Here is a 26,622-nt window from a genome sequence, read left to right as displayed (position 1 = left end):
AGGTGCAAGGCGCGGCCCGATTCTTGGCACACTGCGCAAAGTGCAGCAAAGAAACCGAGCACTACGTGAGCACCACAGGGTGCGCCGTATGCATCAAACAGAAGGACATCGAGCGAGGCCGAGCAGCCCGCGCAACCTTTGCCAACACATGGAAGCACACGACGCGGCACCCTAAGACCGTGGTCCCTGTGCGCCTCCAAAACGACCCCGCATATGTGGCGTCAATCGCCTCTCAGGTCGAAGCCAAACTGGCAGCATAGGACCCACTGGGATACCTGGGATACCTGACTGTTTTAGACCAGCGATAGACCGATTTAGGTAGACCACTCTAGATTGACCGTCAATGATAGCTGTATCGGTTACTGGTATTGGGGTTCAGCTATTTGGGCAGACCTGTTGACTTGGGAGACCTTCCCCGCTATTTTCCTACGGAGTAGTACCTTAGGTTCTTAGGTACTAAGGAGGTACTAAGGTATAAGTTATGTATATCTTATGTACTACCCTAAGGCTCCTTAGGTCCTTTGGGTCCACTGGGTCCCTTTGGTCCCTCGGTGGTGTGTGAGTGATCGATAATGATCATTCCCCAAAGTCTGCAGGTAGAGCTAGGACGGGCTGGCGAGGGCCTACCTAGGCGTGGGTATAGGCAAGCCCTCACGGAGCCTGTGGCGCTACGCGGTACGACCTCTAAACGGCATTGTCACCTGACCGTCACCCCCACCAAAGCACTCAGACCACCGAAAGGGCTTTCCTGACCCATTCCGCGATCACACTGAGCGGGTATCCCTGACCGTAGCTAGCACCCACTCCCGGAGTCACATGGCCTAGTACCGCGTCCTGGATCGAATCGGGACATTCGACAGCCCGCAGCCGGTCTTTCATGCCATGGCGCAGGCTATGGTTGCCGAGCTTGGAGCCCTGGAGCCCCTCACGGGTTCTAACCCACTTCACCAGCGTAGCGCTCACTGAATCAACCTTGCTGGCGTGATCGGGGAATAACTCCAAGGCCCCCTTGCGCAGCCCTAGCGCCACCTTAGCAGCCTCCACGGCCCTCGGTGACAAGGGGACTTGCCTGGCGCTACCTGGGGTCTTCAGGGACCGCCACGGGTGAGCCTGGATGGTCATAGACGGGATAGCGCCAGCAAGGTCAAGGTCAGCAGCAGCGAGGCCAACCACTTCAGCCAGCCTAGCGCCCGTCTCAGTGACCAGTGTTAGGACACAGCGCAGCGGGTCAAGGCCCTTAGTCTCCGACCATTGATCAAGCGCCGCGTAGAGGTGCCGGTATTGATCGACGGTGAAGGACTCCCGCTCCGTGACGTCAGCCCCGTGGTCTGGAACCTCCACGCCCGCAAACACATTCCCCACACCGAACTCCTCTTCCTTGATGGCCCGAGCATAGGCGGCACGGAGTGGAACCAGATACCGGCCTACCGTGGTAGTACTCACCTTGCGCCCCGCAGCCCCGTGGCCCCCTTGGAGCAGCCAGGCCACGAAGCCATTGACGTCAGACCGGCGCACCTTCCGTATGTCCCGGTCACCACCAAGGTAAGCGAGCAGATAGCCAAACACCAGCCGCGCATCCTTCTCGGTTGATGGTCGAGCAGCGATGTAATCGTCCATGCACTTGGTGAGGGTGAAAGGCTTGCGGCCCTGTAGGACCTGGAGCGCTACGCGGTGGACCGGTGACAGGTGCCTGTCTAGCTCCTGGGGCGTGGCCTCCGTGGCCTCTCGCAGGTAGTCCGGTAGGTGGGCATCCAGCACACTCTCGAGCGCCGACCGTGCGCCCTCCGCAGCCCCTGCAGGGTCCTTGGGGTCTATGCCGTGCTGGCGCAGTAGCTGGTTAGCCTGTGCGTCTACATCCCCCGGGGCAGGGTTGAGCAGCTTGCTGTGACCAGCCAGTAGCGCGGCCCATTGCCGGTCTTGCTCGGTGACATGATCGGTGATCAACCGTGAAGCAACCCTCAGGTCCCTGGTCCCCAGTGAGAACTGAATCCACGTCTTACCGACAGCGGAGACCAGCGCCTTTGGAACCTTGCGCTTGAACCAGTAGGGACCCGTGGGGGACCTGGGCCACAGGTGGGTTAGCTTGACGGACATGGTGTGGGAGATGCGAACGAGAGCCATGGTTGGTACATCCGTAGGTACGATGGTTGGTACACTACGGACCCCATGGAAACCTTGGGAGCCTTACGGGGCGGGGCTTGTCGACCGATACCGGCCTCTGTAGGCGTCTCCCCGACAGGAATCGAACCTGTATCTAGCGCTTAGGAGGCACTTGTTCTATCCATTGAACTACGGGGAGATAGAGCTTGCAACGGGCCAGGCGGACACTATTTCAATCAGTCCCTCAACCTTGACCCAAAGGCGTTTCCGGCTTTTTCCGCTTCATCCTAAGTGAAGCGCCGTGGCACCTTGTCAACGCTAGTTTACCGCCGTCCCGGCCGTACTCTCGCTACAGGATGACCCTATAGCCGCGACGCCGGATCTGGCATTCCCGCACTCCTGGAGAGGCGAGAAGCGACGACCTGAATCCTGTCGGCAGTCAGCCGCTCGCGAATTGGAGCGCGTCAGCGAGGGCAGAGTATAGCAAAACCGTTCAAAACCAGATGAGCGTCAAAGACCGGACGTTACGGGAAGCGGCCAAGTATTTCACGGCGCAACATGCGACCGCATCAACGCCACGGAAGCGGTAGCGACCGCAAGAACCCTCCCAGCGTTTTGACGTGCAAGGCAATGTGCAAATCGCTCTCCACGTACCCAGCCGAATCACCTCACGACAAAACCGGCGACATCGTTTTCAACGTGCGAATCATCAGCGCCTTCACACTGTCGACAACGAGTGAATCGACCGCTCCCGAATACGAAGCCACCGCAATCCCCACGCGCGGAAGCGGCGGAAGCGGCTCCCCAACCGGCATGATCCGCAAGTCCGCGGGAACGGCGCCGCGCGTCACCACGGCGACGGCAATCCCCGCCCGCACGATAGCGAGCAACCCGTCCTTGCTGACGCTCTCGTACGCCACGCGATAGCTGACGTTGGCCGCTTCGAGCGCGCGCCGGGCAGCCTGATGATCCAGCGTCTCAGGAACCGACAGCGCAATCTGCAGAGGACCCTCGCTTGGCGGATAGAAATCTTGCGAGGCGATCCACACCAGATCTTCCCAGCGAATCACCTGTTCCACGTTCCCCTCCGGCGCAAGCGAGACGAGCGCCACGTCGACCCGCCGCGCATCGAGCATTTTCTCGAGCAGCGGCGTTGGCGCGCAGACGACCTCCAGCGCGACGCGCGGATGCTGCGCGGCGATCGCCCGCAACACGACGGGCAGAAATCCGGTGCAATAGTCCTCCGGACAGCCGAGCCGAACCGAGCCGGTGAGCCCACGATCGGTCACGTCGAGCAACGCTTCGTCGTGTGCCCGCACCAACCTGCGGGCGTGCGCAAGGAGTCGATTCCCGCGTGACGTCAGTTCCACGCCGCGGGCGGTCCGCACCAGAACCGTACCGTCGACGATCTCTTCGATCCTCTTCAATTGCATGCTGATCGCGGATTGGGTGCGGCCCACTTCCGCCGCCGCGCGCGTGAGCGAACCGGTGTCCGCAATCGCGACGAACGTCCTGAGCAAATCGAAATCCAGCTGCAACATGGGGTCATCAACTCTTCGAATGGGAGGCATCACAACTATTCGTTTCTGCTCGACGGCGCAGATCGCCTACATTGATCTTCAGCACGCCCACCCTCACCCTGGACACAAGTCATGTCAGCACAAACCGATCGGGATTTCTGGTCAAACGCCGAGCAGCACCTGATCCGCTACGGTGGCACATTCTCGCCCGTCATCATTGAACGGGCTAGCGGCAGCAACGTCTACGATTCATCCGGCCGCGCGATCCTCGACTTTACCTCTGGACAGATGAGCGCCGTACTCGGCCATTCGCATCCGGAAATCGCCGAAGTCATCGCGGAGAGTGCGCGCAATCTCACCCACCTTTTCAGCGGCATGCTCTCACGCCCGGTCGTGGACCTCGCGACCCGCCTCGCAGGCATCGCCCCTGCGGGACTCGAGCGTTCCTTGTTGCTGAGCACCGGTGGCGAAGCCAATGAAGCGGCAATCAAGATGGCCAGGCTCGTCACCGGCCGGCACGAGGTCGTCAGTTTTGCGCAATCATGGCACGGCATGACGGGCGGCGCGGCGTCGGCTACCTATAGCGCGGGTCGCAAGGGCTACGGCCCCGCCGCCGTGGGATCTTTTGCGATTCCGGCGCCGTATCCGTACCGGCCGCGCTTCGAACGCAACGGGGTTTATGACTGGGCCGCGGAACTCGACTACGCGTTCGATCTCATCGACCGGCAGTCTTGCGGCAGTCTCGCCGCGTTCATCGCCGAGCCGATCCTGAGTTCGGGTGGCCTGATCGAACTGCCGCAAGGGTATATGCGCGCCCTGCAGGCGAAGTGCGTCGAGCGCGGCATGCTATTGATCGTGGACGAAGCTCAAACCGGCATGGGCCGCACCGGAACGATGTTCGCGTGTGAGCGCGACGGCGTGGTGCCCGATCTCCTGACCTTGTCCAAAACGCTTGGCGCGGGGCTTCCGCTGGCCGCTGTACTGACGACGCAGGACATCGAGCGGCAGGCGCACGAACGGGGGTTTCTCTTCTATACGACGCACGTTTCGGATCCGATGCCAGCCGCCGTCGGCCTCAAAGTCATCGAGATCATCGAGCGGGACGGCCTGGTCGAACGTGCCGGCAAAATCGGCCAGCGTTTGCGCGAGGGCCTGGAGACGCTGCAAAGCCGCTTCGAATCTATCGGCGACGTGCGTGGGCGCGGTTTGATGCTCGGGGTTGAAATCGTCGGCGACCGGGCGACGAAATCCGCGGCGCCGGCGCTTTCGGCCGCCATCACGCGGCGCTGCCTCGAGCTCGGCTTGCACATGAATATTGTTCAGTTGCCGGGGATGGGCGACGTGTTCCGCCTCGCGCCTCCGCTGACGATCGCCGAGGCGGAGATCGACAGGGGACTTTCGATCATCGAGCAGGCGATCAAGGAAAGTGCGAGCTTGTAAGTCCAAGGTTCGGTTGCAGGTTGGTGGGCGCTGCGGAAGCAGCGCGCGTCGGCATCCGCGAGGCTGTTTTAAAACTCCACGACGGCGAATTCCGCCTTACCCACGTCGCACAACGGGCAGCGCCAGTCTTCCGGGATATCGGCGAAGCGCGTACCCGCAGCAATGCCGTCTTCCGGCAGACCTTCTTCTTCGTTGTAAATCCAGCCGCAAATCAGGCAGACCCAGCTTTTGTACTCAACAATGACTTCGCTCACGACACACTCTTTGTTCGGTTCACTTCAAAATCCGCGCAGTCTGCCCCTTTTTGGGGCGCGCGGCGACCCGCAATATTACCGGAATTTGACAAAGCGCTGATTGGCAGCGAAGTTGCAGTGCGGGGCACCGGCACCAGCTGTGGCACTGCCACGGCCACTGCCACCGACGGGCGTCCTGCGTTCGCCGCGCCACTGCGCCATTGCCCGCGAGACCGCCTTCCAATCGCGCACCTGCCAATTTGCCTATATCTTCCGGCATCCGGCCATCCGCTCGCGCGCCCGGTACAATGAGCGGTTCCGGCTCATTGCTGTCTTCTCCTCCAAATCTCCATGTCGCTTTACACCATTACCGGGGCGCAACTGGCGTTCGGTCACGTCGCGTTGCTCGATCACGCGGATTTCTCTCTCGAAGCGGGGGAACGCGTTGGGCTGATCGGTCGCAATGGCGCGGGCAAGTCGTCGCTGCTGAAGATCGTTGCCGATCTGAGCAAGCCTGACGACGGCCTGGTCACGCGCCAGCAGGGTCTGACTTCGGTCTACGTGCCACAGGAGCCGGAGTTCGATACGGACGACACGGTATTCGACGCGGTCGCGGCCGGCCTCACTCATGCCCGCTCGCTGCTGGACGAATACGACGTGGTCGCCAATCAGCTGGCGGACGAGCCGGAAGGCGCCGAGCACGACGCGCTGATGTCGCGCATGAATACACTGCAATCGGCGCTGGACCATTCGGACGCCTGGAACTGGAGCACGCGCGTGGCTACCACGCTGCAGCAGATCGGCCTGAACGGCGAGGCGCGAGTCGGTTCGCTCTCGGGCGGTATGCAAAAGCGCGTGGCGCTGGCGCGGGCACTCGTCGTGCAGCCAGACGTGCTGTTGCTGGACGAGCCCACCAACCACCTCGACTTCGACGGTATCCGCTGGCTTGAAGATCTGCTGGTCTCGCTGCGCGCGGGCCTGCTGTTCATTACGCACGATCGCGCGTTTCTCGACCGCGTCGCCACGCGCATCGTCGAACTGGATCGCGGGCGTCTGCTGTCGTACCCCGGCAATTTCAGTGCTTACCAGACTCGCAAGGCGCAGCAGCTTGAAATCGAGCAGGTGGAAGCGGCCAAGTTCGACAAACTGCTTGCGCAGGAAGAAGTGTGGATTCGCAAGGGCGTGGAAGCGCGCCGCACGCGTAGTGTCGGGCGGATTGCGCGGCTCGTGCAGATGCGCAACGAGCGCGCCGAGCGTCGCAACGTGCAGGGCAACGTCAAGCTCGACGTCGGACAAGGCGAGAAGTCCGGCAAGATCGTCGCCGAATTGACGGACGTGACCAAGCGCTACGGTTCGCGCACGGTGGTCGACACGTTCACGGCTACGGTCATGCGCGGCGACAAGATCGGCTTCGTCGGCCCGAATGGCGCAGGTAAGACCACGCTGCTGAAAATGATTCTCGGCGAGTTGCCGCCGGACTCGGGCACGGTGCGGATCGGCACCAACCTGCAGGTGGCGTATTTCGACCAGATGCGCGCGCAACTGGATCTGGAAAAGAGCCTCGCGGATACGATCAGCCCGGGCAGCGAGTGGGTCGAAGTCAACGGCCAGAAGAAGCACGTGATGAGCTATCTCGGCGACTTCCTGTTTGCCCCGGAACGCGCGCGTTCGCCGGTCAAGTCGCTCTCGGGTGGCGAGCGTAACCGCCTGCTTCTGGCACGCCTGTTCGCGCGTCCGGCCAACGTGCTGGTGCTCGACGAACCGACCAACGACCTCGATATCCCGACGCTAGAACTGCTGGAAGAACTGCTTACGGAGTACGACGGTACGGTCCTGCTGGTGAGCCACGATCGGGCGTTTCTGGACAACGTCGCGACTTCGGTGATCGCCTCGGAAGGCGGCGGCAAGTGGCGCGAGTACGTCGGCGGCTTTACAGACTGGCAGATCCAGCGCGACCGTTCACAGCAGATGGCGCAGGACGCGCAGAAAGACGCGAGCAAAGAAGGGGCGCCGAAAGACAGCGGTGCAGCGGCGGGGCGCACTACGCAGCGCGCGGCCAAGCTGTCGTTCAAGGATCAACGCGAACTAGACGCGCTGCCGGCGCAGATCGCCGCGCTCGAAGCCGAGCAGAAGACGATCGGCGCGCAGCTCGAAGACGGCTCGATTTTCGCGAAAGACGCGGCGGAAGGCACGCGGCTGACGGCACGCTACGCGGCGATCGACGAAGAGCTGCTCGCGGCGATGGAACGGTGGGACGAGCTGGAGAGCAAGCGGAAGTGATGCGGGTGAGGGCGCGGTCTGAATGGCCGTGCGCCCCCATTCCATTCCCAAGGTACGTCGGTGGGCAGCGGCGAATGCCGGGTGATCACGCTCGATGTTGCGGGCCGCTTCGCCGACGATTTCCAGATTTCGAATGACCGCATCCTGGACCAACCCGTCGACCAGAAATGCTGAATCGGTCATACCCTGTGTGTAACGCCCGATATGCTCGACGGCGTTGAGCATGGGGTCGATGTAGTCGATCACCCGCAAATCGCTCTTTTTCACACGGGCACCGCTTCGGCAACGACGCGGGCGCGGAACGACTCGGGACGTGCTTGGGGTGTGAGCACGTCAACCGAAACGCCAAGGAGCCTTTGCAGGCGGCTTTGAATACGGGCGATATCTAGTAACGTCGTTTCGGGTGTTGGGTCGACGAGCAGATCGAGATCGCTATCGTCCCGGTCTTCCGCGAACGGCGGAACCGAACACGCGCACATTGATGGCATGATTGTCGGCAACGATCTTCCTGACTTCAGCGCGATGGGCGCTAAGCGCTTCAGACGGTCTCATTCCAGCTCCGGCAATGGCTTCGGGGGAATTCAGATTATCTATGTGCGCTGTTCAAGGCCGTTGCAACCCGTCTCGATCGGCCGGTTTGCCATCCACCAAACAGCCAATCGGACATTCAGGAAATTGCCCCCCGTATCGAAATCAGTAAAATACCCCGCGAACAGGCTGCCTTCGGCGTTCGCCGCCGGCGCTCAAGCTGGCGAACCGGCATCGAGCGGACGTCGGGCGTACCGAAGGCAAGCCAGGCCAGAAAAAAGCTTGCCCGCCGCGCGGGCACCCCACCCACCCCATTGTTTCGTTTCGCTTTTTTTGAACACTCAACGCATTGTCCACAGGCCTATGAACAGGACCTGTGGACAACGATGAACCGTCGGACCCGAGTCAACCATGTCTACGAAAAAGCCAAACGCTGCGTATAGCGAAGCGTCGATCAAGGTGTTGAAGGGCCTGGAGCCGGTCAAGCAACGGCCCGGCATGTACACCCGCACCGAGAATCCGCTGCACATCATTCAGGAAGTCATCGACAACGCGTCGGACGAAGCCCTCGGCGGCTACGGCCGGCAGATCACGGTCACGCTGCACGCGGACCAGTCGGTGTCGGTCGAAGACGACGGCCGGGGCATTCCCTTCGGCATGCATCCCGAAGAGGGCGTGCCGGTCGTCGAAATCGTCTTCACCCGCCTGCACGCGGGCGGCAAGTTCGACAAGGCTGCCGGCGGCGCCTACACGTTCTCGGGCGGTCTGCACGGCGTCGGTGTGTCGGTCACCAACGCGCTGTCCTCGCAGCTCGACGTCACCGTCTGGCGCGACGGCAAGGTCGCCGAACTGGGCTTTGCCAACGGCGATGTCGCCAGACAGCTGCAAGTGCGCCCGGCGGCCAAAGGCGAGAAGAAATCCGGCACGCGCGTCACGGCGTGGGCCAATCCGAAATACTTCGATTCGCCGAACCTGCCGCTCGGCGAACTGCAGCGGTTGCTGCGTTCGAAGGCGGTGCTGTTGCCGGGTGTCGAAGTCACGCTCGTCAACGAGAAAACCGGCGAGAGCCAAACCTGGAAGTATGAAGACGGCCTGCGCGGCTATCTGCTCGAAGGCATGAACGGCAGCGACCTGCTGATTCCGCTCTTCGAAGGCGAACGTTACGCCGAGAGCTCGCGCTCGAATGAAGAAACCTTTGCGGAAGGCGAGGGCGCGGCCTGGGTGGTCGCCTGGAGCGAAGAGGGTTCGCTCACGCGCGAGTCCTACGTCAACCTGATTCCGACGCCCGCAGGCGGCACGCACGAATCCGGTCTGCGCGACGGTCTGTTCCAGGCGGTGAAGAGCTTTGTCGAGCTGCACAATCTGCAGCCGAAGGGCGTCAAGCTGCTCGCGGAAGACGTATTTGCGCGCGTCTCGTTCGTGCTGTCGGCAAAAGTGCTCGATCCGCAGTTTCAAGGGCAGATCAAGGAGCGTCTGAATAGCCGTGACGCCGTGAAACTGGTGTCGTCGTTCACGCGCCCGTCGCTCGAGTTGTGGCTCAACCAGCACGTCGAGCATGGCAAGAAGCTCGCGGACCTCGTCATCAAGCAGGCGCAAGCCCGCACGCGCGCCGGTCAGAAAGTGGAGAAGCGCAAGAGCTCGGGCGTGGCCGTCCTGCCGGGCAAGCTGACCGACTGCGAATCCACGGATATCGCGCGCAACGAACTGTTCCTCGTCGAAGGCGATTCGGCCGGCGGCTCCGCCAAGATGGGCCGCGACAAGGAGTATCAGGCCATCCTGCCGCTGCGCGGCAAGGTGCTGAACACCTGGGAAACCGAGCGTGACCGGCTCTTCGCCAACAACGAAGTGCACGATATTTCGGTGGCGATCGGGGTCGATCCGCACAGTCCCGACGACCACATCGATCTGTCCAACCTGCGCTACGGCAAGATCTGCATTCTCTCGGATGCAGACGTTGACGGTTCGCACATCCAGGTATTGCTGCTGACACTGTTCTTCAAGCATTTTCCGCAACTGATCGAACGGGGTCATGTGTGCGTGGCGCGTCCGCCGCTGTTCCGGGTCGATGCTCCGGCACGCGGCAAGAAGCCCGCGCAGAAGCTGTACGCGCTCGACGAGGGCGAACTCGAAGCGATCCTCGACAAGCTGCGCAAGGACGGTGTGCGCGAAACGCAGTGGTCCATCAGCCGCTTCAAGGGTCTTGGTGAAATGAGCGCGGAGCAGTTGTGGGACACGACCATGAACCCGGACACGCGGCGTCTGTCGCCGGTCGCACTGGGCGAGCTCGACTACGACGCCACCGTCGCACGCATGACCATGCTGATGGGCAAGGGCGAAGCGGCCTCGCGGCGCAGCTGGCTCGAAGAAAAGGGTAACGAAGTGGAAGCGGATATCTGAGCTGAGCGCCCGTTCTGGGCCTGCTCGCACAGTGTCATTTCACGCCACATACGGAATCGGAATCTAGATGGACGACAACACGCCTGATCTTTTCACCGTGGCGCCGGCTCCCGGCGACTCGCTGACGCTTGGCAATTACGCCGAACGCGCCTATCTCGACTACGCGGTGAGCGTCGTCAAGGGCCGCGCGCTGCCGGACGTCTGCGACGGCCAGAAGCCGGTGCAGCGGCGCATCCTGTTCGCGATGAACGACATGGGCCTCTCCGACAACGCGAAGCCGGTCAAGTCGGCGCGCGTGGTCGGCGACGTGCTCGGTAAGTATCACCCGCACGGCGACCAGTCGGCGTACGACGCGCTGGTGCGTCTCGCGCAGGACTTTTCGATGCGCTACCCGTTGATCGACGGGCAGGGTAACTTCGGTTCGCGCGACGGCGACGGCGCCGCGGCGATGCGCTACACCGAAGCACGTTTGACGCCCATTGCCAAGCTGCTGCTGGATGAGATCGACCAGGGAACGGTCGACTTCATGGCCAACTACGACGGCTCTGAACAGGAACCGCGGCAACTGCCCGCGCGTTTGCCGTTTGTGCTGCTGAACGGCGCTTCGGGCATCGCGGTGGGTCTCGCCACGGAAATCCCATCGCATAACCTGCGCGAAGTCGCCGCGGCGGCGGTGGCGATGATCCGCAACGAGAAGATCCAGCACGCCGAGTTGTTGCAGCACATCTCGGGTCCGGATTTTCCGGGCGGCGGCCAGATCATTTCGAGCGAAGCGGAAATAGCGGCGGCATACGAAAGCGGTCGCGGCACCCTGAAGGTGCGCGCGCGCTGGAAGATCGAAGACCTCGCGCGCGGCCAGTGGCAACTGGTCATCACCGAACTGCCGCCGAACACGGCTGCGCAGAAGGTGCTAGAGGAAATCGAAGAGCAGACCAATCCGAAAATCAAGCTCGGCAAGAAGACGCTCACGCCCGAACAGCTGCAGACGAAGCAGACCATGCTCGCGCTGCTCGACGCGGTGCGCGATGAATCGGGCCGCGATGCGCCGGTGCGCCTCGTGTTCGAACCGAAATCGAGCCGCATCGATCAGACCGAATTTGTCAACACGCTTCTCGCTCACACCAGCCTCGAGTCGAACGCCTCGCTCAATCTCGTCATGGTCGGCGGCGACGGCCGGCCATGCCAGAAGAGCCTGCGCGACATCCTCGAAGAATGGATCGCGTTCCGCAAGGCCACGGTCACGCGTCGTACGCAACATCGTCTTTCCAAGGTCAACGACCGGATTCACATCCTCGAAGGCCGGATGATCGTCTTTTTGAATATCGACGAAGTCATCCGCATCATCCGCGAATCCGACGAGCCGAAGCCGGCGCTGATGAAGGCCTTTGGCCTGTCGGATCGCCAGGCTGAAGACATCCTTGAAATCCGTCTGCGCCAGCTGGCGCGGCTGGAAAAAATCAAGATCGAGAAGGAACTGGCGGAACTGCGCGACGAAAAGGCCAAGCTCGAAGAACTGCTCGGCAGCGAATCGGCCATGAAACGACTGCTCATCAAGGAAATCGAAGGCGACGCGAAGCAATACGGCGACGAGCGCCGCACGCTGATCCAGCAGGAAAAGCGTGCCACGTTCGAAGCCCGTGTGGTCGACGAGCCGGTGACGGTGGTGATGTCGCAGAAAGGTTGGGTGCGGGCGCTGAAGGGTCATGGGCTCGATCCGGCCGGCTTCACCTTCAAGGCGAGTGACGGGCTTTACGCGGCGTTCCAGTGCCGCACGCCCGACACGCTGGTTGCGTGGGGCAGCAACGGGCGCGTCTATTCGGTCGCGGTGGCGCTGCTGCCGGGCGGTCGCGGCGACGGCGTGCCGGTCACGTCGTTGATCGAGCTGGAGTCGGGCAGCCACCTGATGCACTACTATGCCGCGCCCGCGGATCAGGCCTTGCTGCTGGCATCGAGCAATGGCTTCGGTTTTATCGCCAAGGTCGGCGACATGGTGAGCCGCGTGAAGGCCGGCAAGTCCTTCATGACCATCGACGAGGGCGCGGCGCCGCTCGTGCCGATGCCGATGCTGCCGGATGCGACCCACGTCGCGTGTCTGTCGGGTGGCGGCCGTTTGCTGGCGTTCGGCCTCGACGAGATGAAGACGCTTTCGGGCGGCGGCCGCGGCGTCACACTGATGGCGCTCGACGACAAGGAACCGCTCACTCAGGCGTTGGCGATCGGCAAGGCGGGTGTGGTGCTGCTCGGCACCGGTCGTGGCGGCAAGGCGTATGAAGAAACGCTGAGCGGTGCGGCGCTCGCAGCGCATATCGGCAAGCGCGCTCGCAAGGGCCGTGCGCCGGACACGAAGCTGAAGGTGTTCGAAATGCGGCCGGTATTGCCCGTGGCGAAGTAAGCAGCCGGTACCGCGTGCGTGGCTTCGACCACAGGTAGCGCACGCGGCAAGAAGCACAATTCGGGGGCCGGCGCGCCAATGCGTATGCCGGCAAAAAAATAAAGCGAAGGCGAAAAGCGATGAACTGCGGAACTGCACGAATCACGTGCGGTCGAACGCGGTCATTAGCCGCGTTGCACAAGGCCGTGGACAGCGTCGTTTAGGGGTCCACTCTTTTTGCCGACAAGCGGCACGCCCATCATCGAGAGAGGAAACAACATGACCAAAGCCGTCGAGCTCGCGCTCTTTTTGCATTTACTGGGTGTGGCCGTGTGGGTGGGCGGGATGGTATTCGCGCATTTCTGTTTGCGCCCGGCGCTCGCCGACCTGTCGCCGCAGTTGCGTCTGCCGCTATGGGAATCGGTATTTGGGCACTTCTTCAACTGGGTCGCGGCTTCGGTCATCATCATTTTGCTGTCGGGCGGCTTCATGCTGACGCAGTTCGGCGGCGCGCACGCGTCGTGGCAACTGCATGCCATGGCGGGGCTCGGCATCGTAATGATGCTGATTTTTGGGCATATCCGCTTCGCGGTGTTTCCGCGTATCCGCCGCGCCGTGCAGGCGCAGAACTGGCCGGATGGCGCGCGGGCGGTCGGCACCGTGCGGCGTCTGGTGGTCGTCAATCTGGTGCTGGGCGTGGTGACAATTGGCGTGTCCGTGCTGGCCGGCGGTTTGTAGACCCCTTGCCGCAGCGCCTGACCTGCTGCATCATCGCTTGATCGAAACGCCGCTTTCATGCGGCGTTTTTCCTATCCGCGCCGCCGTTCGAGCCGTCGGTCTGACGAGCCGCTTCGCCAGCGAATCGCGCTGTAGCCAACGCGCCGCTGGACTGAAGCGCTGCCCGCGAACGGTTCGGAACACGAGCCGGCAACCAGGGCGTCAACATGAAAACTTTCTTCCATCCCGAGCAACTGCTGCATCGTCCGAGTCGTTATCTGTCGCGCGGGCAAATGCGTGCGGCGCAGGAAGTGCCGGAGCGCGCGGGGCACCTCGTCGCTGCCGTGAAGTCACTGGGCTTCGACGTGCGCGAGCCGGCCGATTTCGGCATGGCGGCTCTTTCGGCGGTTCACGATCCGAGCTACCTGCGCTTTCTCGAAGGAGCGCACACCGCTTGGAAGCAAATGCCCGACGACTGGGGCGACGAAGTCATGTCGAACATCTACGTGCGCGAGCCGAACCCGCTGCGCGGCGTGCTTGCCCAGGCGGCCCGTTATCAGGCCGACGGAAGTTGCCCGATCGGCGAGCATACGTGGCGTGCCGCGTACTGGTCGGCGCAAAGCGCGCTTGCCGCAGCCGCTGTGATCAACGCCGGTGGGCGCGCAAGCTATGCGCTGTGCCGCCCTCCCGGCCATCATGCGCGCACTGCGGCGGCGGGCGGTTTCTGCTACCTGAATAACGCGGCCATTGCCGCAGAGGCGCTGCGCAAGCAGTTCCAACGCGTCGCGATTCTCGATACCGATATGCATCACGGCCAGGGCGTGCAGGAAATCTTCTACGGCCGCGACGACGTCCTGTATGTCTCGATTCATGGCGACCCGACCAATTTCTATCCGGTCGTGGCGGGCTACGAGGATGAGCGCGGCAGCGGCTCAGGCGAAGGCTTCAACGTCAACTTTCCGATGCCGCATGGCTCGTCCGAGGCGCTGTTCTTCGCGCGGGTCGACGATGCATTGCAGGTGCTGAAACGGTTCCAGCCGGACGCGCTGGTCCTGGCGCTCGGCTTCGATATCTACAAGGACGATCCGCAATCGAAGGTGGCCGTCACGACCGAAGGTTTCGGCCGCCTGGGGACGGCGATCGGTGCGTTGGACTTACCATCGGTGATCGTTCAGGAGGGCGGATATCACCTCGAGACGCTCGAGGTGAACGCAAGCGCGTTCTTCACCGGCTTCACGTCGACGCACGCGCGCTGAGCGTGCTGAGTGCGTCGAGCACGCTGAGTCCGCCGAGCGCCTACCCCATCGCGGCATAAGCCAGCCACAGCCCGCACACGCCGGCCACCGTTGCGTAGACGATGTACACCGGCACCTTGAGCTTGGCGAAGCACATGCACGAGAACAACGCGGTCACCAGATATTGCGGCTGCAACGGCACGCGTTGCGCAATGCGCAGCACGGCGACCGCGAGGAACACCGTCGTCATCGAGCGCAAAATCCGCATGCCGTGCTCGAAACGCGGATTGGCCTTTAACTGATGCAGATTGCGTTGAGCCATCACCACGAGGCAACCTGACGGCACGAACAGCGCGAGTGTCGCGATCAGCGCGCCAAGCCAGCCATCGACGAGGTAGCCGAAGAACGGCACCACGTTCAGGAGCGGCCCGGGCGAGAGCGGCGAGAGCGAGAATGCCAGCGTGAAGTCGTTATCGGATACGCCGACGCCTGGCACGACGAACAATGCCTTGAGCACCGGCAGCGCGGAAAAGCCGCCGCCAAACAGGGTCATGCCGGCGCCCGCCAGCCGCGGCCATAGCAGCGCGAGTTCATAGCGATGCGGCAATGGAACGGCGAACAGCGTCAGCAGCAGGCACAGCGCGGCCGTCAGGTGCAGATCGCTGCGCGCAATCGAAACCTTGAGCCGTTCCTTGCGCGTCGGGCTATTGAACCAGCCCACCGCGAACGCCACGCCTAACATCCCCACATAGGCGGCGGGGCTGCGTGCATAGAAGAGCGTGGCACAACCGAGCAACGCCGCGATCCACTCCAGCCTGCTGCGCACGAGCACGCGGGTCTGCTTGTACCAGGTGACGCCGATCAGTGTGCCGAGCACGACGCTGAAGTGATTGAGGAGGGTTTGCGAGGCCACCGCGCGTACGAAGGGCGTGCGGTAAAAGATTGCGAACAACGTCATCAGCATGAAGAAGGGCAGCACACTGGCGATGCCGGCGATCCACGCCCCGGAACGTCCGCGTAACGCGTGACCGACCTGCACGGCGACGTTGCAACCCACTGGCCCAGGTACCATCCACGCAAGCGCGATCAGATCGGAGAAGGCGACCCGCGACAAGCGGCCTTCGCGTTCGACATAGTGGTTTTCGAGTTGCGCCATGAGCGCGAGACCACCCCACGACAGCGCCGACAGGCCGCACACGACCCGGAACAGCGTCCATAGCGGTTCCCGCTCACCTCGCGCAATCGCGTTTTCGCTGCTCGACATGTACATGACGGTCTGCACGCCGGGTCACGCCGGACATGCTGAAGTTGGGAGGCCGTGTTGTTGTCATGCGCGCCCTGCGTGGCCGGGAAGGCGCGTGCGATGCTTCAGTACTCTTGAATATATTCGGTTTTTTGCGCCTGCGCGCCGCCATGCTGGCAGGCTCAGGCGGATTGTCCGCTGCTGGAGGTGGCGCCGGCGCTGTCCGCTGCCGGTTCGCGTGCACCGCGCCGCTCGGCCATGCCGCATACGCCGAAGCGTTCGAGCAACGCCGGAATGGCGTCGACCGGAACGGGGCGGGAAAACAGGAAACCCTGCGCTTCGATATGACCGAGCGCCGCGAGCCAGGCGATCTGTTCTTCCGTCTCGGTGCCTTCGACCACCACGGTTAGCCCGAGCGAGCGCGCCAGATTCACGATGGCGGTGACCATCACGCAGACGCTGCGATCGCCAGGAATCGCCTGCACGAACGAACGATCCACCTTCAGCGTGTCCACCGAAAAGCGGTTCAGGTAGGACAGCGATGAATAGCCGGTACCGAAGTCGTCCAGTGCGATGCGCACGCCGAGACGCTTGAGCGCGAAGACCTTTTCCGAAACGAGTTCGGGATACTCCATCATCGCGGTCTCGGTGATCTCGAGTTCGAGGCGGCGCGCGGAGATGCCGGTTTCCTCGATCGCCTGCGAAATGGTTTCGTAGAGATCGCCGCGCCAGAACTGCACAGCCGAGATGTTCACCGCCAGCGACAGCGTGTCGTAGCCCTGCTGCTGCCACACCGCCAGTTGACGGCACGCGGTCTCGATCACGAAGTCGCCGATCGGCACGATCAGGCCGGTCGATTCGGCCACCGGAATGAACTCGTTGGCCGGGATCAAGCCATGCTGCGGATGATTCCAGCGCACCAGTGCTTCAAAGCCGGTGATGCAACGGCGCGTGAGATCGATCTTCGGCTGGTACGCGAGGAACAGCTGACCTTCGGCGAGCGCGACACGCAGTTGCTGCTCCCACTTCATCAGATGATCGGCGCGGTGCGAGAGTTGCGGCGAGTAGAACTGATAGCAGTTCTTGCCGGCGTCTTTCGCGCTGTACATGGCGAGGTCGGCTTTCTTCAGCAGGTCGATTTCGCTCTCGTTCGGCACGGAGTAGAGCGCGATGCCAATGCTCGCATGCAGCACGAAGGCACTGCCGCGCACTTCGAACGGTTTGGCGAAGACTTCCGCCGCCGCTTCCGCGAGATCGACGGCGCGCTTTTCGACCTCTTCGCCCTTGATCACCACCACGAACTCGTCACCGCCGATGCGGCTGAGCGCGCCGTCGTCGCCGACCGCATCGACGAGCCGCGTGGCCGTCATCTGCAGGACGATGTCGCCGGCGTTGTGGCCGAGCGTATCGTTGACGGTCTTGAAGTTATCCAGATCGATAAAGAGGATGGCGAGCCGCCCCAGGTTCGCCGGATTGGCGACGTCGTGGCGCAGGCTCTGCAGCGTGGCGTAGCGGTTGCGCAGACCGGTCAGCAGGTCGTACTCGACCAGATGTGTCATCTCGCGCTCGCGGCCGAGCAGCTTGCCGATCAGGCCGGTGGCCACCGCGAAGAAGCTGAGCATGGCGAGCGAGATGAAGCCCGCCATCAACAGGTAGACGTTGCGCGTGTGGTTGTAGTCGGCGAACTCCTCGGCTTGCGACAGGCCCACCAGCACGCCGAGCGGATAACCGTCGATATGCCGGTACGAGAAGATGCGCGTGACATTGTCGATCGAATCGACATAGGTGCCCGAGACATGCTCGGAGCTCGGGTACGAGCCGCTCGCGGAGAACTTGCTGCTGGCGGAGTCGGCGTTGCCGGTGCGGCGGGCGAGCACGGTGCCGTTGTCCGAGATCACCGCGATCACGCCGTCGCGGCCGATCGCCGCGTTGTTATAGAAGTCGCTCGTGAAGTAGCTCGGGTCTTCCGACACCACCACGACACCGGCAAACGAGCCGTCCGGGTGATTCAGCCGGCGCGTCATCTGCAGCGTCCATTGTCCCGAGACACGGCCGAGCACCGGCTTGCTGATGTAGAGATTGTCGTCGTTCTCGTGCTCGTGGACCTTGAAGTGCTCGCGGTCGGACAGGTCGATCTGCTTCGGATTCTGCTCGGCCGTGTTTGAAACAAGCAGACCGTGTTCGTCGATGATCGACACCTGCACCAGCGTGTCGCTCTGCACCACGCCTTTTTCAACCGTGCTGGCGAGATCGAAATGGTCCGGCGTTTTCTCGAACTCGTATTTAACAAAGCGCGTGATCTGGTCTACCTGATGGATCGCCTTGACCGTATGCTGTTCGAGTGCGCCCGAGAGGATGGCGGCGGAGGCCATGGCCTCACGCGAGGTGGCGTCTTTCTCGACCGACAGGCGCGCGAAAATCACCGCCCATAGCAGGATCAGCACCAGCACGCCGAGCGCGGGAATCGCCAGTAACGCGCGGCGGCGTGGCGCAACCGTGTCCGGGCGGTGCCGTGCATCGCGTGCAGCAAAGAAGCGGTGCTGACTCATCGGGAAGAGCAGTCCCGTGTGCCGTTGCGCAGCGGCTTCGTGTACATGGACTGCGCTGGTTTCGAGATTGGCTGCATGGTGAGCGGGGTGCCGAGGCTGCTGCGCAGGAGGAGAGAGCGTGGCGTCGTGCCAGACCGTCCGTGGGCCATCTAATACGTTTCGATATTACTGAATGCCACTGGATTAAGGAAGAGCCGACGCTGCGGGTATACGCGCGACTCTTCAGGTGTGCGTGGGGCCTGTTTTCCCTGGGTAGGGCAGCGCTGACCAAAGCCACGCGGGGCGCGCGTTTTGGAGGGATTCATCGGTCGAGGGCGGCCTCTGCACGTGAGTGCAGTCGAACATCGTTACATCCGTACGACATCGAGTTGTCCTGACGAGGCGTTTTGTGGACAAGCTTGGTCTAATGGGGCGTTCGCCGCGCGGGTGTTTTTTGCATGCAATGCGCGCGGTGCGGCCCGATGCTGCCGATCAGGGGAGTCGGAATGTCCCGTCCACCACCGTGACCGCCGATCCGCCTATCCATGTCTTGCCGGCTGTGTCGTCATAGCGTACGGATACCTGACCGGCCCGGCCGATCACGGTGCCCTGGCGTACCGTGTACGAGAGCCCCGGCCGACGCTGCTGTGCGCTCAGAAGTTGCGCGAGTGCCGCGTTTGCGCTGCCGGTGACCGGATCTTCTCCCACGCCGAGGTTGCCGCCCACCATCAGGCAGCGCACTTCGAAGGTGGCGGGGCCGTTGGTTTCATGCGGACCATAGACGGCAATTCCATGCGCGCCCACTGCTTCGACCACGCGTGCGAGTAGCGCGGCATCGGCCTGGATGGCGAGGCAAGCTGCCGCGGAATTGACACGCACGGTCAGCCACGGCGCGCCGTTATCCATGCCACAGGGTGTCGCGCTGAAATCGACAGCGTCGCTGCGCAGCGCGGCGGTGAGCGTCCCGTACAGCTCTTCCGGCAACGGTGTGACGCGTGACGGCGGCGCGGCGAAGGCCCACGCGCCGTCTTGCTGCTCGCTCAGTTCCACGAGGCCGGCGCCGCATTGCTGGATCAGCTTGCCTGGGACTTTGGGTTGGTACCCGCTCTCGCGCAAAGCGTGCGCGGTGCCCAGGGTAGGATGGCCCGCGAACGGCAATTCGCCATGCGTGGTGAAGATGCGCACGCGATAGTCCGCAGCCGGCTCGGTCGGTTTGACGAGGAAGGTGGTCTCGGACAGATTCGTCCAACGGGCGATGCCCTGCATCTGGGTGTCGTCGAGACCGTCGGCGTCGAACACCACGGCAAGCGGATTACCCTTGAACGGTACCGCAGTGAAGACGTCGACCTGTTTGAAGCGGACAGTTTGAGCGGGCATCGGATCTGGTAACCATTCAGTAGTGCAACGCGCCGATTCTACTGTGCGATCGGGGTCCCAGCTACAGGCGGTGCGTCATAATTTGTGAAGCAAAACAAAACGCGCCGTGGGCGACTCAGCACCGCACGACGCGTGACAGCTAACGCAACAAATAACGCAACAACCAGAAGGACTATTCGACCTCCGCGATCATCTCGATCTCAACGCAGGCGCCCAGCGGAATCTGCGCGACGCCGAACGCCGAGCGTGCATGTTTGCCGCGCTCGCCGAACACATCGGCGACCAGTTCGGACGCGCCGTTGGTGACGAGATGCTGCTCGGTGAACTCGAGCGTCGAGTTCACGAGGCTCATCAGTTTGACGATGCGCTTGACGCGATTCAGATCGCCCACGTGAGCGTGCAGCGTGGCCAGCAGATCGATGGCGATCGAACGGGCGGCGACCTTGCCTTCCTCGGTGGTGAGGTTGGCGCCGAGCTTGCCGGCCCACACCTTGCCGTCCTTCTTGGCAATGTGGCCCGACAGATACACCGTGTTGCCGCTTTGCGCGCTCATCACGTAAGCCGCGGCGGGTGCGCCGGCGGCGGGCAGTTCGATGCCCAGTTCCTTCAGCTTGTCATACACGTTTGCTTGAGTCATGGCATGTCCTCGTGAATAGGGTGAAGAGGTCCTGGCGTAGCGGGGTCAAACGCGCGCGCGGATGAGCTCGGCGAGGCGCGCCACGCCTTCGTCGATCCTGGCAGGCGGCACCGTTACGAACGACAGGCGCAGCGTGTTGTGCTGAGCCTCGTCGGCATAGAACGGACCACCCGGCACGAACGCAACATTCTGTGCGACTGCCTCTTCGAGCAGCTTCATGCTGTTGATGTGCGCAGGCAAGGTGACCCACACGAACATGCCGCCTTCGGGACGGTTCCAGCTCACGCCTTGCGGCATGAAGCGTTCGAGCGCGGCCAGCATCGCCGCGCACTGGTCGCGGTACAGCGCGCGAATGGTCGGCACGTGCGTGTCGAGAAAACCGTCTTTCACGACCTCGTGCACGATGCGTTGCGTGAAGCTCGGCGTGTGCAGGTCGGTGGCCTGCTTGGCCTGGACCAGCTTGAAGTGTAGTTCTTCAGGGGCAATCACGTAGCCGATGCGCAGACCCGGCGCGAGCACCTTCGAGAACGAGCCGAGATGCACGATGTGGTTCGGCGCCATCGACAGCATGGTGGGCAGCGGTTCGCCCGCGTAATCGAGCGCGCCGTACGGATCGTCTTCGATGACCGGGAACGCAGCGGTCTTCGCCAGTTCGGCGAGTGCGCGGCGACGTTCGATCGGCAGGCGCCGGCCGGTCGGGTTCTGGAAATTCGGCTGTGCGTACAGCAGGCGCGCGCCGGCCGTCAGCTCGGGGGTGAGGGCCTCGGGGATCAGGCCGTTGTCGTCGGTTGCCACCTGGACGTAGCGCGGCTCGTACATCGAGAACGACTGCAGCGCGCCCAGGTAGGTCGGCGTTTCGACCAGCACCGGGCTGTCCGGGCAGATCAGCACCTTGCCGAGCAGATCGAGCGCCTGTTGCGAGCCGGTCGTGATCAGCACCTGGGAGGCGCGGATTTGCGCGCCGTTCACCGAGTAGCGTGCCGCGATCCATTCGCGCAGCGGCAGGTAGCCTTCGGTCGCGCTGTACTGCAGTGCGGCCGCAGGCGAATCGCGCAGGATCCGGTCCGAAGCTTCGCGCATCCGTTCAGCGGGGAAGGTGGCCGGGGACGGCAGGCCGCCCGCGAACGAAATGACTTCCGGCCGTTCGGTGACCTTCAGGATTTCGCGAATCGCCGAGCTGGTGAGCTTGCGTGCGCGTTCGGAAAGTTGCCACACGGGGGCTTGAAGGTCGCTTTGGTCCATGGTTTCCTCGACAGCTAGTGCTGGATCAGATTCGTCAAAAACTTCAATTATCGCGCGAGTCGGCCGACTCCGCGCGGCTGTTGAGGCGCGCTGCGCCTCGGTACTACTACTGAGGCGCCCCGGGCGCTCGTGTTACTACTTCAGCGTACGCAGCCCGCTGGGGGTGTCGAATTCCGCGCTCAGCTCCGCGGCGCCTGAAGCTTCGTCCGGCGCGCGGACCTCGATCAGGTGCGCCGCGCCGAGCCAACGCAACTGCGCGATGACCGTTTCGGCCTGCGGGTGAACCGCCTTCAGCGACTTCAATGCCAGTTCGGTTTCGGGCAGGACAGCGGACGGGTGATCCGGCGTGTCCCACTGGATCAGCGTTGGCAGGATACCGTCGCCGGCGCCTTGCCAGCTGGGGAAGGCGCCATCATCCGGCACGGACAGCCCCCACGTGAAGGCGCCGCGGCTCATCGGCACGACCGGCGGGATGCGCTGCGGATATTGCGCCTGCCAGCGCGGCAGATCCTTGGGCCGTTCGACGCGCACCACCCAGTGCGACAGATACGGCCCGCTGGCGAGCCGCGCCGCGGTCTGCGGGGCGTCGAGCGCGAAGAGACGCGGGCGCGCTTCGACACCGTTCGCGGGCGCCTCGGCGTCCGGATCGACTGCGATCACCTCGAGATACACGCCGCCCCACAGATTCAGCAGCCGGTTGTGGGTGCGCATCAGCGGATGCGCGCCACCGCCCGCCGGCGCCACGCCGAGCGTATCGGCGACGTACTGGCAGCCCTCGTCGAGCGTGCGGGCAGAGACGACGAGGTGGTCGAGTCGGAGCGAGTGAGCAGTCATGGTGGTGAAGAAAGTCGGATTCTGCGGTGAGGCAGGCAGGCCTGCGGCATCGGGCTGACCATGGAGGCGAAACGCGGATGCGACATGCGCCGGGGCCGTAAGCATAACCGGTTGCTGCGTCCTCGCGGTATCCGGGCGCGAGTTTCCAATCAAATGTAACGCCGGGCTCCTGCACAGTAACGGTACAATCGTCCCGATAGTGTTCGGTACAGTTGGAGCCCGCCATGCCCGCCGCCGTTGACCCCATGCCTGACCACGCGCTCGACAAGATTCCCGCCCCGAACGACGCCTCGTCGCTCACGCTGGTGGATCAGCTCGTCCAATGGGCGCGCCGCCGCATCGAGGAGCGGGTGTTTCGCGCCGGCATGCGCATGCCGTCGATCCGCAAGCTGGCACTGGATAAGGGCGTGTCGCGCTTTACGGTGGTGGAGGCTTACGAACGGCTGGTCGCGCAGGGTTACCTGGATTCGCGGCGCGGCTCCGGCTTTTACGTACGCGAACGGCTGGCCGCCCCCATGCCCGGCGAGCGCCGCCAGCATGCCGAGGCCGCGCCGCCCTCGAATACGATCGACGTCGTCTGGCTGCTGCGCAACATGCTGCAGACCTCGACCCGGCCGGAACGCGGCCCCGGTCTCGGCTATCTGCCGAGCCGCTGGCTCGACGGAGAGCTGATTACCGGCGCGCTGCGCACGCTCGGCCGGCAAAGCGGCGCGCAAATGCTCGGCTTCGGCACGCCGCAAGGCTTTCTGCCGCTGCGCCAGCAGTTGCAGACGCGGCTCGAAGAGCTGGAAATAGGCGCCTCGCCGGAGCAGATCGTGCTGACCTCGGGGATTACCCAGGCCATCGACCTGATCGCGCGCATTTTCGTGCAACCGGGCGACGCGGTGATCGTCGGCGATCCGGCCTGGTTCCAGATGTTCGGGCGCTTCGCGTCGCAGGGCGCGCGTCTCGTCGGCGTGCCGTACACGCCGGACGGCCCCGATCTCGATGCGCTTGAAACGCTGGTGCAGCAGTGGCGCCCGAAGATGCTGGTGATCAATTCGGTGTTGCAGAACCCCACCGGCACCTCGCTCACCGCCGCGCAGGCGTTCCGCATCCTGCGTCTGGCGGAGGAATACGACTTCATCGTCGTCGAGGACGATATTTACGGCGACCTCTGCCCGCCGGGCTTCCCGGCCACGCGCCTCGCGAGCCTCGACCAGTTGAAGCGCGTGATTTACCTGGGCAGCTTTTCGAAGACGCTGGCGGCCAATCTGCGGGTCGGCTTCATTGCCTGCGCGCCGGAGGTGGCGAAGGCCGTCACGGATCAGAAAATGCTGGTGGGCATGACGAGTCCGGAACTGAACGAGCGTGTGCTTTACAAGATCCTCACCGAAGGTCATTACCGGCGTCACGTGGAACGGCTGCGCGCGCGCCTCGACGGCGTGCGCGACAAGGCGGCGCGGATGCTGGAAAAGACCGGTCTGAAGCTGTTTCATACGCCGGGGGCGGGGATGTTCCTGTGGGCCGACACCGGCGTCGATTCCGACATGCTGGCCGCCGCCGGGCACGAAGCGGGCTTTCTGCTGACGCCGGGCAGCCTGTTTTCGCCGCAGCAGTCGCCATCGAGCTGGACGCGCTTTAACGTCGCCAATTGCGGCGATCCGGCGCTGTCGGCCTTTCTGTGCCGCTATCTGGACGGCGTCGCGCGGCGCGCCTCTTGAAATCATGCCGATAGTACCCAACTAGCCGCCTGATCCGCCGCGTGGACGGCCGCCTGAGCCGCAGGTTCGAACACCCGCGGCGCGCGCCCGAACTGCGGGCACCGCCGGTCACGCTTGCCCCGAATCAACCGCAACACACAGAGAGGACGTCCGACCATGGCCCAAGAAACCATGAGCTTTCAGGCAGAAGTGAAACAGCTTCTGCAACTGATGATTCATTCGCTGTACAGCAACAAGGAAATTTTTCTGCGTGAGCTGATCTCGAACGCCTCGGATGCGGCCGATAAGCTGCGCTTCGAAGCGATCGAAAACAACGCGCTGTACGAGAACGATCCGAATCTGCGGATTCGCGTGTCCTACGACAAGGCCGCCCGCACCGTCACGATCGACGACAACGGTATCGGCATGAGCCGCGACGAAGCCGTCTCGCACCTCGGCACGATCGCCCGTTCGGGCACCAAGGAATTCTTCGGCAAGCTGTCCGGCGACCAGCAGAAAGATGCGGCGCTGATCGGCCAGTTCGGCGTGGGTTTCTATTCGGGCTTCATCGTCGCGGACAAGATCACGGTTGAAACGCGCCGCGCCGGTCTGACGGCTGCTGAAGGCGTGCGCTGGGAAAGCGCCGGCGAGGGCGATTTCGCCGTCGAAACCATCGAGCGTGCGCAGCGCGGCACGACCATTACGCTGCACCTGCGCGCGGAAGAAGACGAGCTGCTGTCGTCGCATCGCCTGAAGTCGATCATCCAGAAGTATTCGGACCACGTCGCGCTGCCCATCCTGATGAAGAAGGAAGAATGGGACGCGGAAAAGAGCGAGATGGTCACGAAGGACGAGGACGAGACCGTCAACCAGGCGAGCGCCCTGTGGACCCGGTCGAAGAACGACATCACCGAAGAGCAGTACAAGCAGTTCTATCAGCACCTGTCGCACGACCATCAGGATCCGCTGACGTGGACGCATAACCGCGTCGAAGGCCGCAGCGAATATACGCAACTGCTGTACGTGCCGGCCGCGGCGCCGTTCGATATGTGGAACCGCGAGCATCGCGGCGGGCTGAAGCTGTATGTGAAGCGCGTGTTCATCATGGACGACGCCGAGCAATTGCTGCCCACGTACCTGCGTTTCGTGAAGGGTGTGGTCGATTCGAGCGATCTGCCGCTGAATGTGTCGCGTGAAATCCTGCAGGAAAGCCGCGACGTGAAGGCGATCCGCGAAGGCGTGACGAAGCGTTCGCTGTCGATGCTCGAAGAGCTGGCTAATTCAGAGAACGAAGCCGAACGCGAAAAGTATGCGACCTTCTGGAAGGAATTCGGTCAGGCGCTGAAAGAAGGCGTCGGCGAAGACTTCGCCAACAAGGATCGTATCGCCAAACTGATCCGCTTTGCCTCGACGCATACCGACTCGCCGGAGCAGAACGTGTCGCTCGCGGATTACGTCGCGCGCATGAAGCCCGAGCAGACCAAGATCTATTACGTCACGGCCGATACGTTCCAGGCTGCGACCCATAGCCCGCACCTTGAAGTGTTCCGCAAGAAGGGCGTGGAAGTGCTGCTGCTGACCGATCGCGTCGACGAATGGATGCTGTCGTTCCTGAACGAGTTCGACGGCAAGCCGCTGCAGAGCGTCGCGCGTGGCGATCTCGATCTGGGCGCGTTGAACGACGAGGAAAAGCAGGCGCAGGAAAAGGTCAGCGAAGAACTCAAACCGCTCGTCGAGAAAATGAAGGAAGCGCTGAAGGACAAGGCGAAGGATGTGCGTCTCACGTTCCGCCTGACCGATTCGCCGTCATGCCTCGTGGCCGACGATGGCGAGATGAGCGGCTACCTGCAACGCATGCTGAAGGCGGCGGGGCAGCAGGCGCCGTCGGCACATCCGATTCTGGAAGTGAATCCGGAGCACGCGCTGGTGAAGGGCCTGCACGCGGATAGCGCGAACTTCGACGACTGGTGTCACCTGTTGTTCGATCAGGCGCTGCTCGCGGAAGGCGGCGCGCTGGAAGATCCGGCTAGCTTCGTCAAGCGCACCAACGCTTTGTTGCTGGCTCGCGCGGGTTGAGTTTGAGACGCGGTTTTTGACGCGTCAGATGGTGGAGAAAATGCGCTGCTTCTGGCAGCGCATTTTTTTGCCCGGTGCAGTGGCGCGCGTTTTTGCGCGAATCGCGGTGTGGATGAACCGCTGCCTGGCGGGTGCCTCTTGAGCACTTGTTAGCCGGTTATTGACGACTCGTTGACCGCCTA

General features: G+C 63.0%; 17 protein-coding genes, 1 tRNA gene and 1 pseudogene. 8 read left to right on the top strand and 11 right to left on the bottom strand.

Annotated features, from left to right (window positions below):
• Nucleotides 1–726 precede the first annotated feature (726 nt).
• The 3 genes from P3T43_RS16485 to P3T43_RS16475 all read right to left on the bottom strand — a co-directional run bounded on the left by P3T43_RS16485 (nt 727) and on the right by P3T43_RS16475 (nt 3,641).
• Nucleotides 727–2,121 (bottom strand): DUF6538 domain-containing protein, encoded by a 1,395-nt coding sequence (locus P3T43_RS16485; protein ID WP_429282093.1) that lies wholly within the window; start codon nt 2,119–2,121, stop codon nt 727–729.
• Nucleotides 2,122–2,227: 106 nt separating this feature from the next.
• Nucleotides 2,228–2,299 (bottom strand) — tRNA-Arg (locus P3T43_RS16480).
• Between the two features lie 469 nt (nt 2,300–2,768).
• On the bottom strand, nt 2,769–3,641 hold the full coding sequence (locus P3T43_RS16475) for a LysR family transcriptional regulator (RefSeq protein ID WP_429282092.1): 873 nt from the start codon (nt 3,639–3,641) through the stop codon (nt 2,769–2,771).
• Nucleotides 3,642–3,752: 111 nt separating this feature from the next.
• Between P3T43_RS16475 and P3T43_RS16470 the strand changes: the two genes are divergently transcribed.
• On the top strand, nt 3,753–5,060 hold the full coding sequence (locus P3T43_RS16470) for an aspartate aminotransferase family protein (protein WP_429282091.1): 1,308 nt from the start codon (nt 3,753–3,755) through the stop codon (nt 5,058–5,060).
• A gap of 68 nt (nt 5,061–5,128) precedes the next feature.
• Here P3T43_RS16470 and P3T43_RS16465 read toward each other — a convergent pair whose 3' ends face one another.
• Nucleotides 5,129–5,314, bottom strand: coding sequence for a rubredoxin (locus P3T43_RS16465; RefSeq protein ID WP_074266166.1), 186 nt, complete (start codon nt 5,312–5,314; stop codon nt 5,129–5,131).
• A 330-nt stretch (nt 5,315–5,644) separates the two neighbouring features.
• Here P3T43_RS16465 and P3T43_RS16460 point away from each other — a divergent pair, with 330 nt between their 5' ends.
• Entirely contained in the window at nt 5,645–7,573 is a 1,929-nt protein-coding gene (locus tag P3T43_RS16460; RefSeq protein ID WP_429282090.1) for an ATP-binding cassette domain-containing protein, read from the top strand.
• A 263-nt stretch (nt 7,574–7,836) separates the two neighbouring features.
• On the opposite strand, the pseudogene P3T43_RS16455 reads toward P3T43_RS16460, so the two are convergent.
• Nucleotides 7,837–8,125: pseudogene (locus tag P3T43_RS16455) on the bottom strand (nucleotidyltransferase family protein).
• A gap of 387 nt (nt 8,126–8,512) precedes the next feature.
• Here P3T43_RS16455 and P3T43_RS16450 point away from each other — a divergent pair.
• The 4 genes from P3T43_RS16450 to P3T43_RS16435 all read left to right on the top strand — a co-directional run bounded on the left by P3T43_RS16450 (nt 8,513) and on the right by P3T43_RS16435 (nt 14,842).
• Nucleotides 8,513–10,498 (top strand): DNA topoisomerase IV subunit B, encoded by a 1,986-nt coding sequence (locus tag P3T43_RS16450; protein WP_429282089.1) that lies wholly within the window; start codon nt 8,513–8,515, stop codon nt 10,496–10,498.
• 67 nt (nt 10,499–10,565) lie between these two features.
• The gene (gene parC, locus P3T43_RS16445; protein WP_429282088.1) at nt 10,566–12,890 is read left to right on the top strand and encodes a DNA topoisomerase IV subunit A; all 2,325 of its coding nucleotides are present in this window, start codon (nt 10,566–10,568) and stop codon (nt 12,888–12,890) included.
• A gap of 258 nt (nt 12,891–13,148) precedes the next feature.
• Nucleotides 13,149–13,607 carry a CopD family protein gene (locus tag P3T43_RS16440; RefSeq protein ID WP_429282087.1) on the top strand — a complete coding sequence of 153 codons (459 nt, stop codon included), beginning with the start codon at nt 13,149–13,151 and terminating at the stop codon, nt 13,605–13,607.
• A 206-nt stretch (nt 13,608–13,813) separates the two neighbouring features.
• Nucleotides 13,814–14,842 (top strand): histone deacetylase family protein, encoded by a 1,029-nt coding sequence (locus P3T43_RS16435; protein WP_429282086.1) that lies wholly within the window; start codon nt 13,814–13,816, stop codon nt 14,840–14,842.
• Nucleotides 14,843–14,882: 40 nt separating this feature from the next.
• Here P3T43_RS16435 and P3T43_RS16430 read toward each other — a convergent pair whose 3' ends face one another.
• The 6 genes from P3T43_RS16430 to P3T43_RS16405 form a co-directional block, all read right to left on the bottom strand.
• Nucleotides 14,883–16,091: a chromate transporter gene (locus tag P3T43_RS16430; RefSeq protein ID WP_429282134.1), complete on the bottom strand. Its 1,209-nt coding sequence runs from the start codon at nt 16,089–16,091 to the stop codon at nt 14,883–14,885.
• 155 nt (nt 16,092–16,246) lie between these two features.
• Complete coding sequence (locus P3T43_RS16425) at nt 16,247–18,613, bottom strand: bifunctional diguanylate cyclase/phosphodiesterase (RefSeq protein WP_429282085.1); 2,367 nt, start codon at nt 18,611–18,613, stop codon at nt 16,247–16,249.
• A 471-nt stretch (nt 18,614–19,084) separates the two neighbouring features.
• Nucleotides 19,085–19,969, bottom strand: coding sequence for a PhzF family phenazine biosynthesis protein (locus tag P3T43_RS16420; protein WP_429282084.1), 885 nt, complete (start codon nt 19,967–19,969; stop codon nt 19,085–19,087).
• 172 nt (nt 19,970–20,141) lie between these two features.
• Nucleotides 20,142–20,606 (bottom strand): RidA family protein, encoded by a 465-nt coding sequence (locus P3T43_RS16415; RefSeq protein ID WP_429282083.1) that lies wholly within the window; start codon nt 20,604–20,606, stop codon nt 20,142–20,144.
• Between the two features lie 45 nt (nt 20,607–20,651).
• Nucleotides 20,652–21,848 carry a PLP-dependent aminotransferase family protein gene (locus P3T43_RS16410; protein WP_429282082.1) on the bottom strand — a complete coding sequence of 399 codons (1,197 nt, stop codon included), beginning with the start codon at nt 21,846–21,848 and terminating at the stop codon, nt 20,652–20,654.
• Between the two features lie 135 nt (nt 21,849–21,983).
• A complete protein-coding gene (locus P3T43_RS16405; RefSeq protein ID WP_429282133.1) occupies nt 21,984–22,682 on the bottom strand; it encodes a VOC family protein in 699 nt (232 codons plus the stop codon).
• A 245-nt stretch (nt 22,683–22,927) separates the two neighbouring features.
• Here P3T43_RS16405 and P3T43_RS16400 point away from each other — a divergent pair, with 245 nt between their 5' ends.
• Nucleotides 22,928–24,385, top strand: coding sequence for a PLP-dependent aminotransferase family protein (locus P3T43_RS16400; protein WP_429282132.1), 1,458 nt, complete (start codon nt 22,928–22,930; stop codon nt 24,383–24,385).
• Between the two features lie 156 nt (nt 24,386–24,541).
• Complete coding sequence (gene htpG, locus P3T43_RS16395; protein ID WP_429282081.1) at nt 24,542–26,440, top strand: molecular chaperone HtpG; 1,899 nt, start codon at nt 24,542–24,544, stop codon at nt 26,438–26,440.
• The last annotated feature ends 182 nt before the right edge of the window (nt 26,441–26,622 follow it).

This window comes from Paraburkholderia sp. GAS41 (genome assembly GCF_050436545.1).
Lineage (GTDB): Bacteria > Pseudomonadota > Gammaproteobacteria > Burkholderiales > Burkholderiaceae > Paraburkholderia.
The sequence above is the reverse complement of the archived record's forward strand: the minus strand, read 5'-3'. Positions and strand labels throughout refer to the sequence as shown.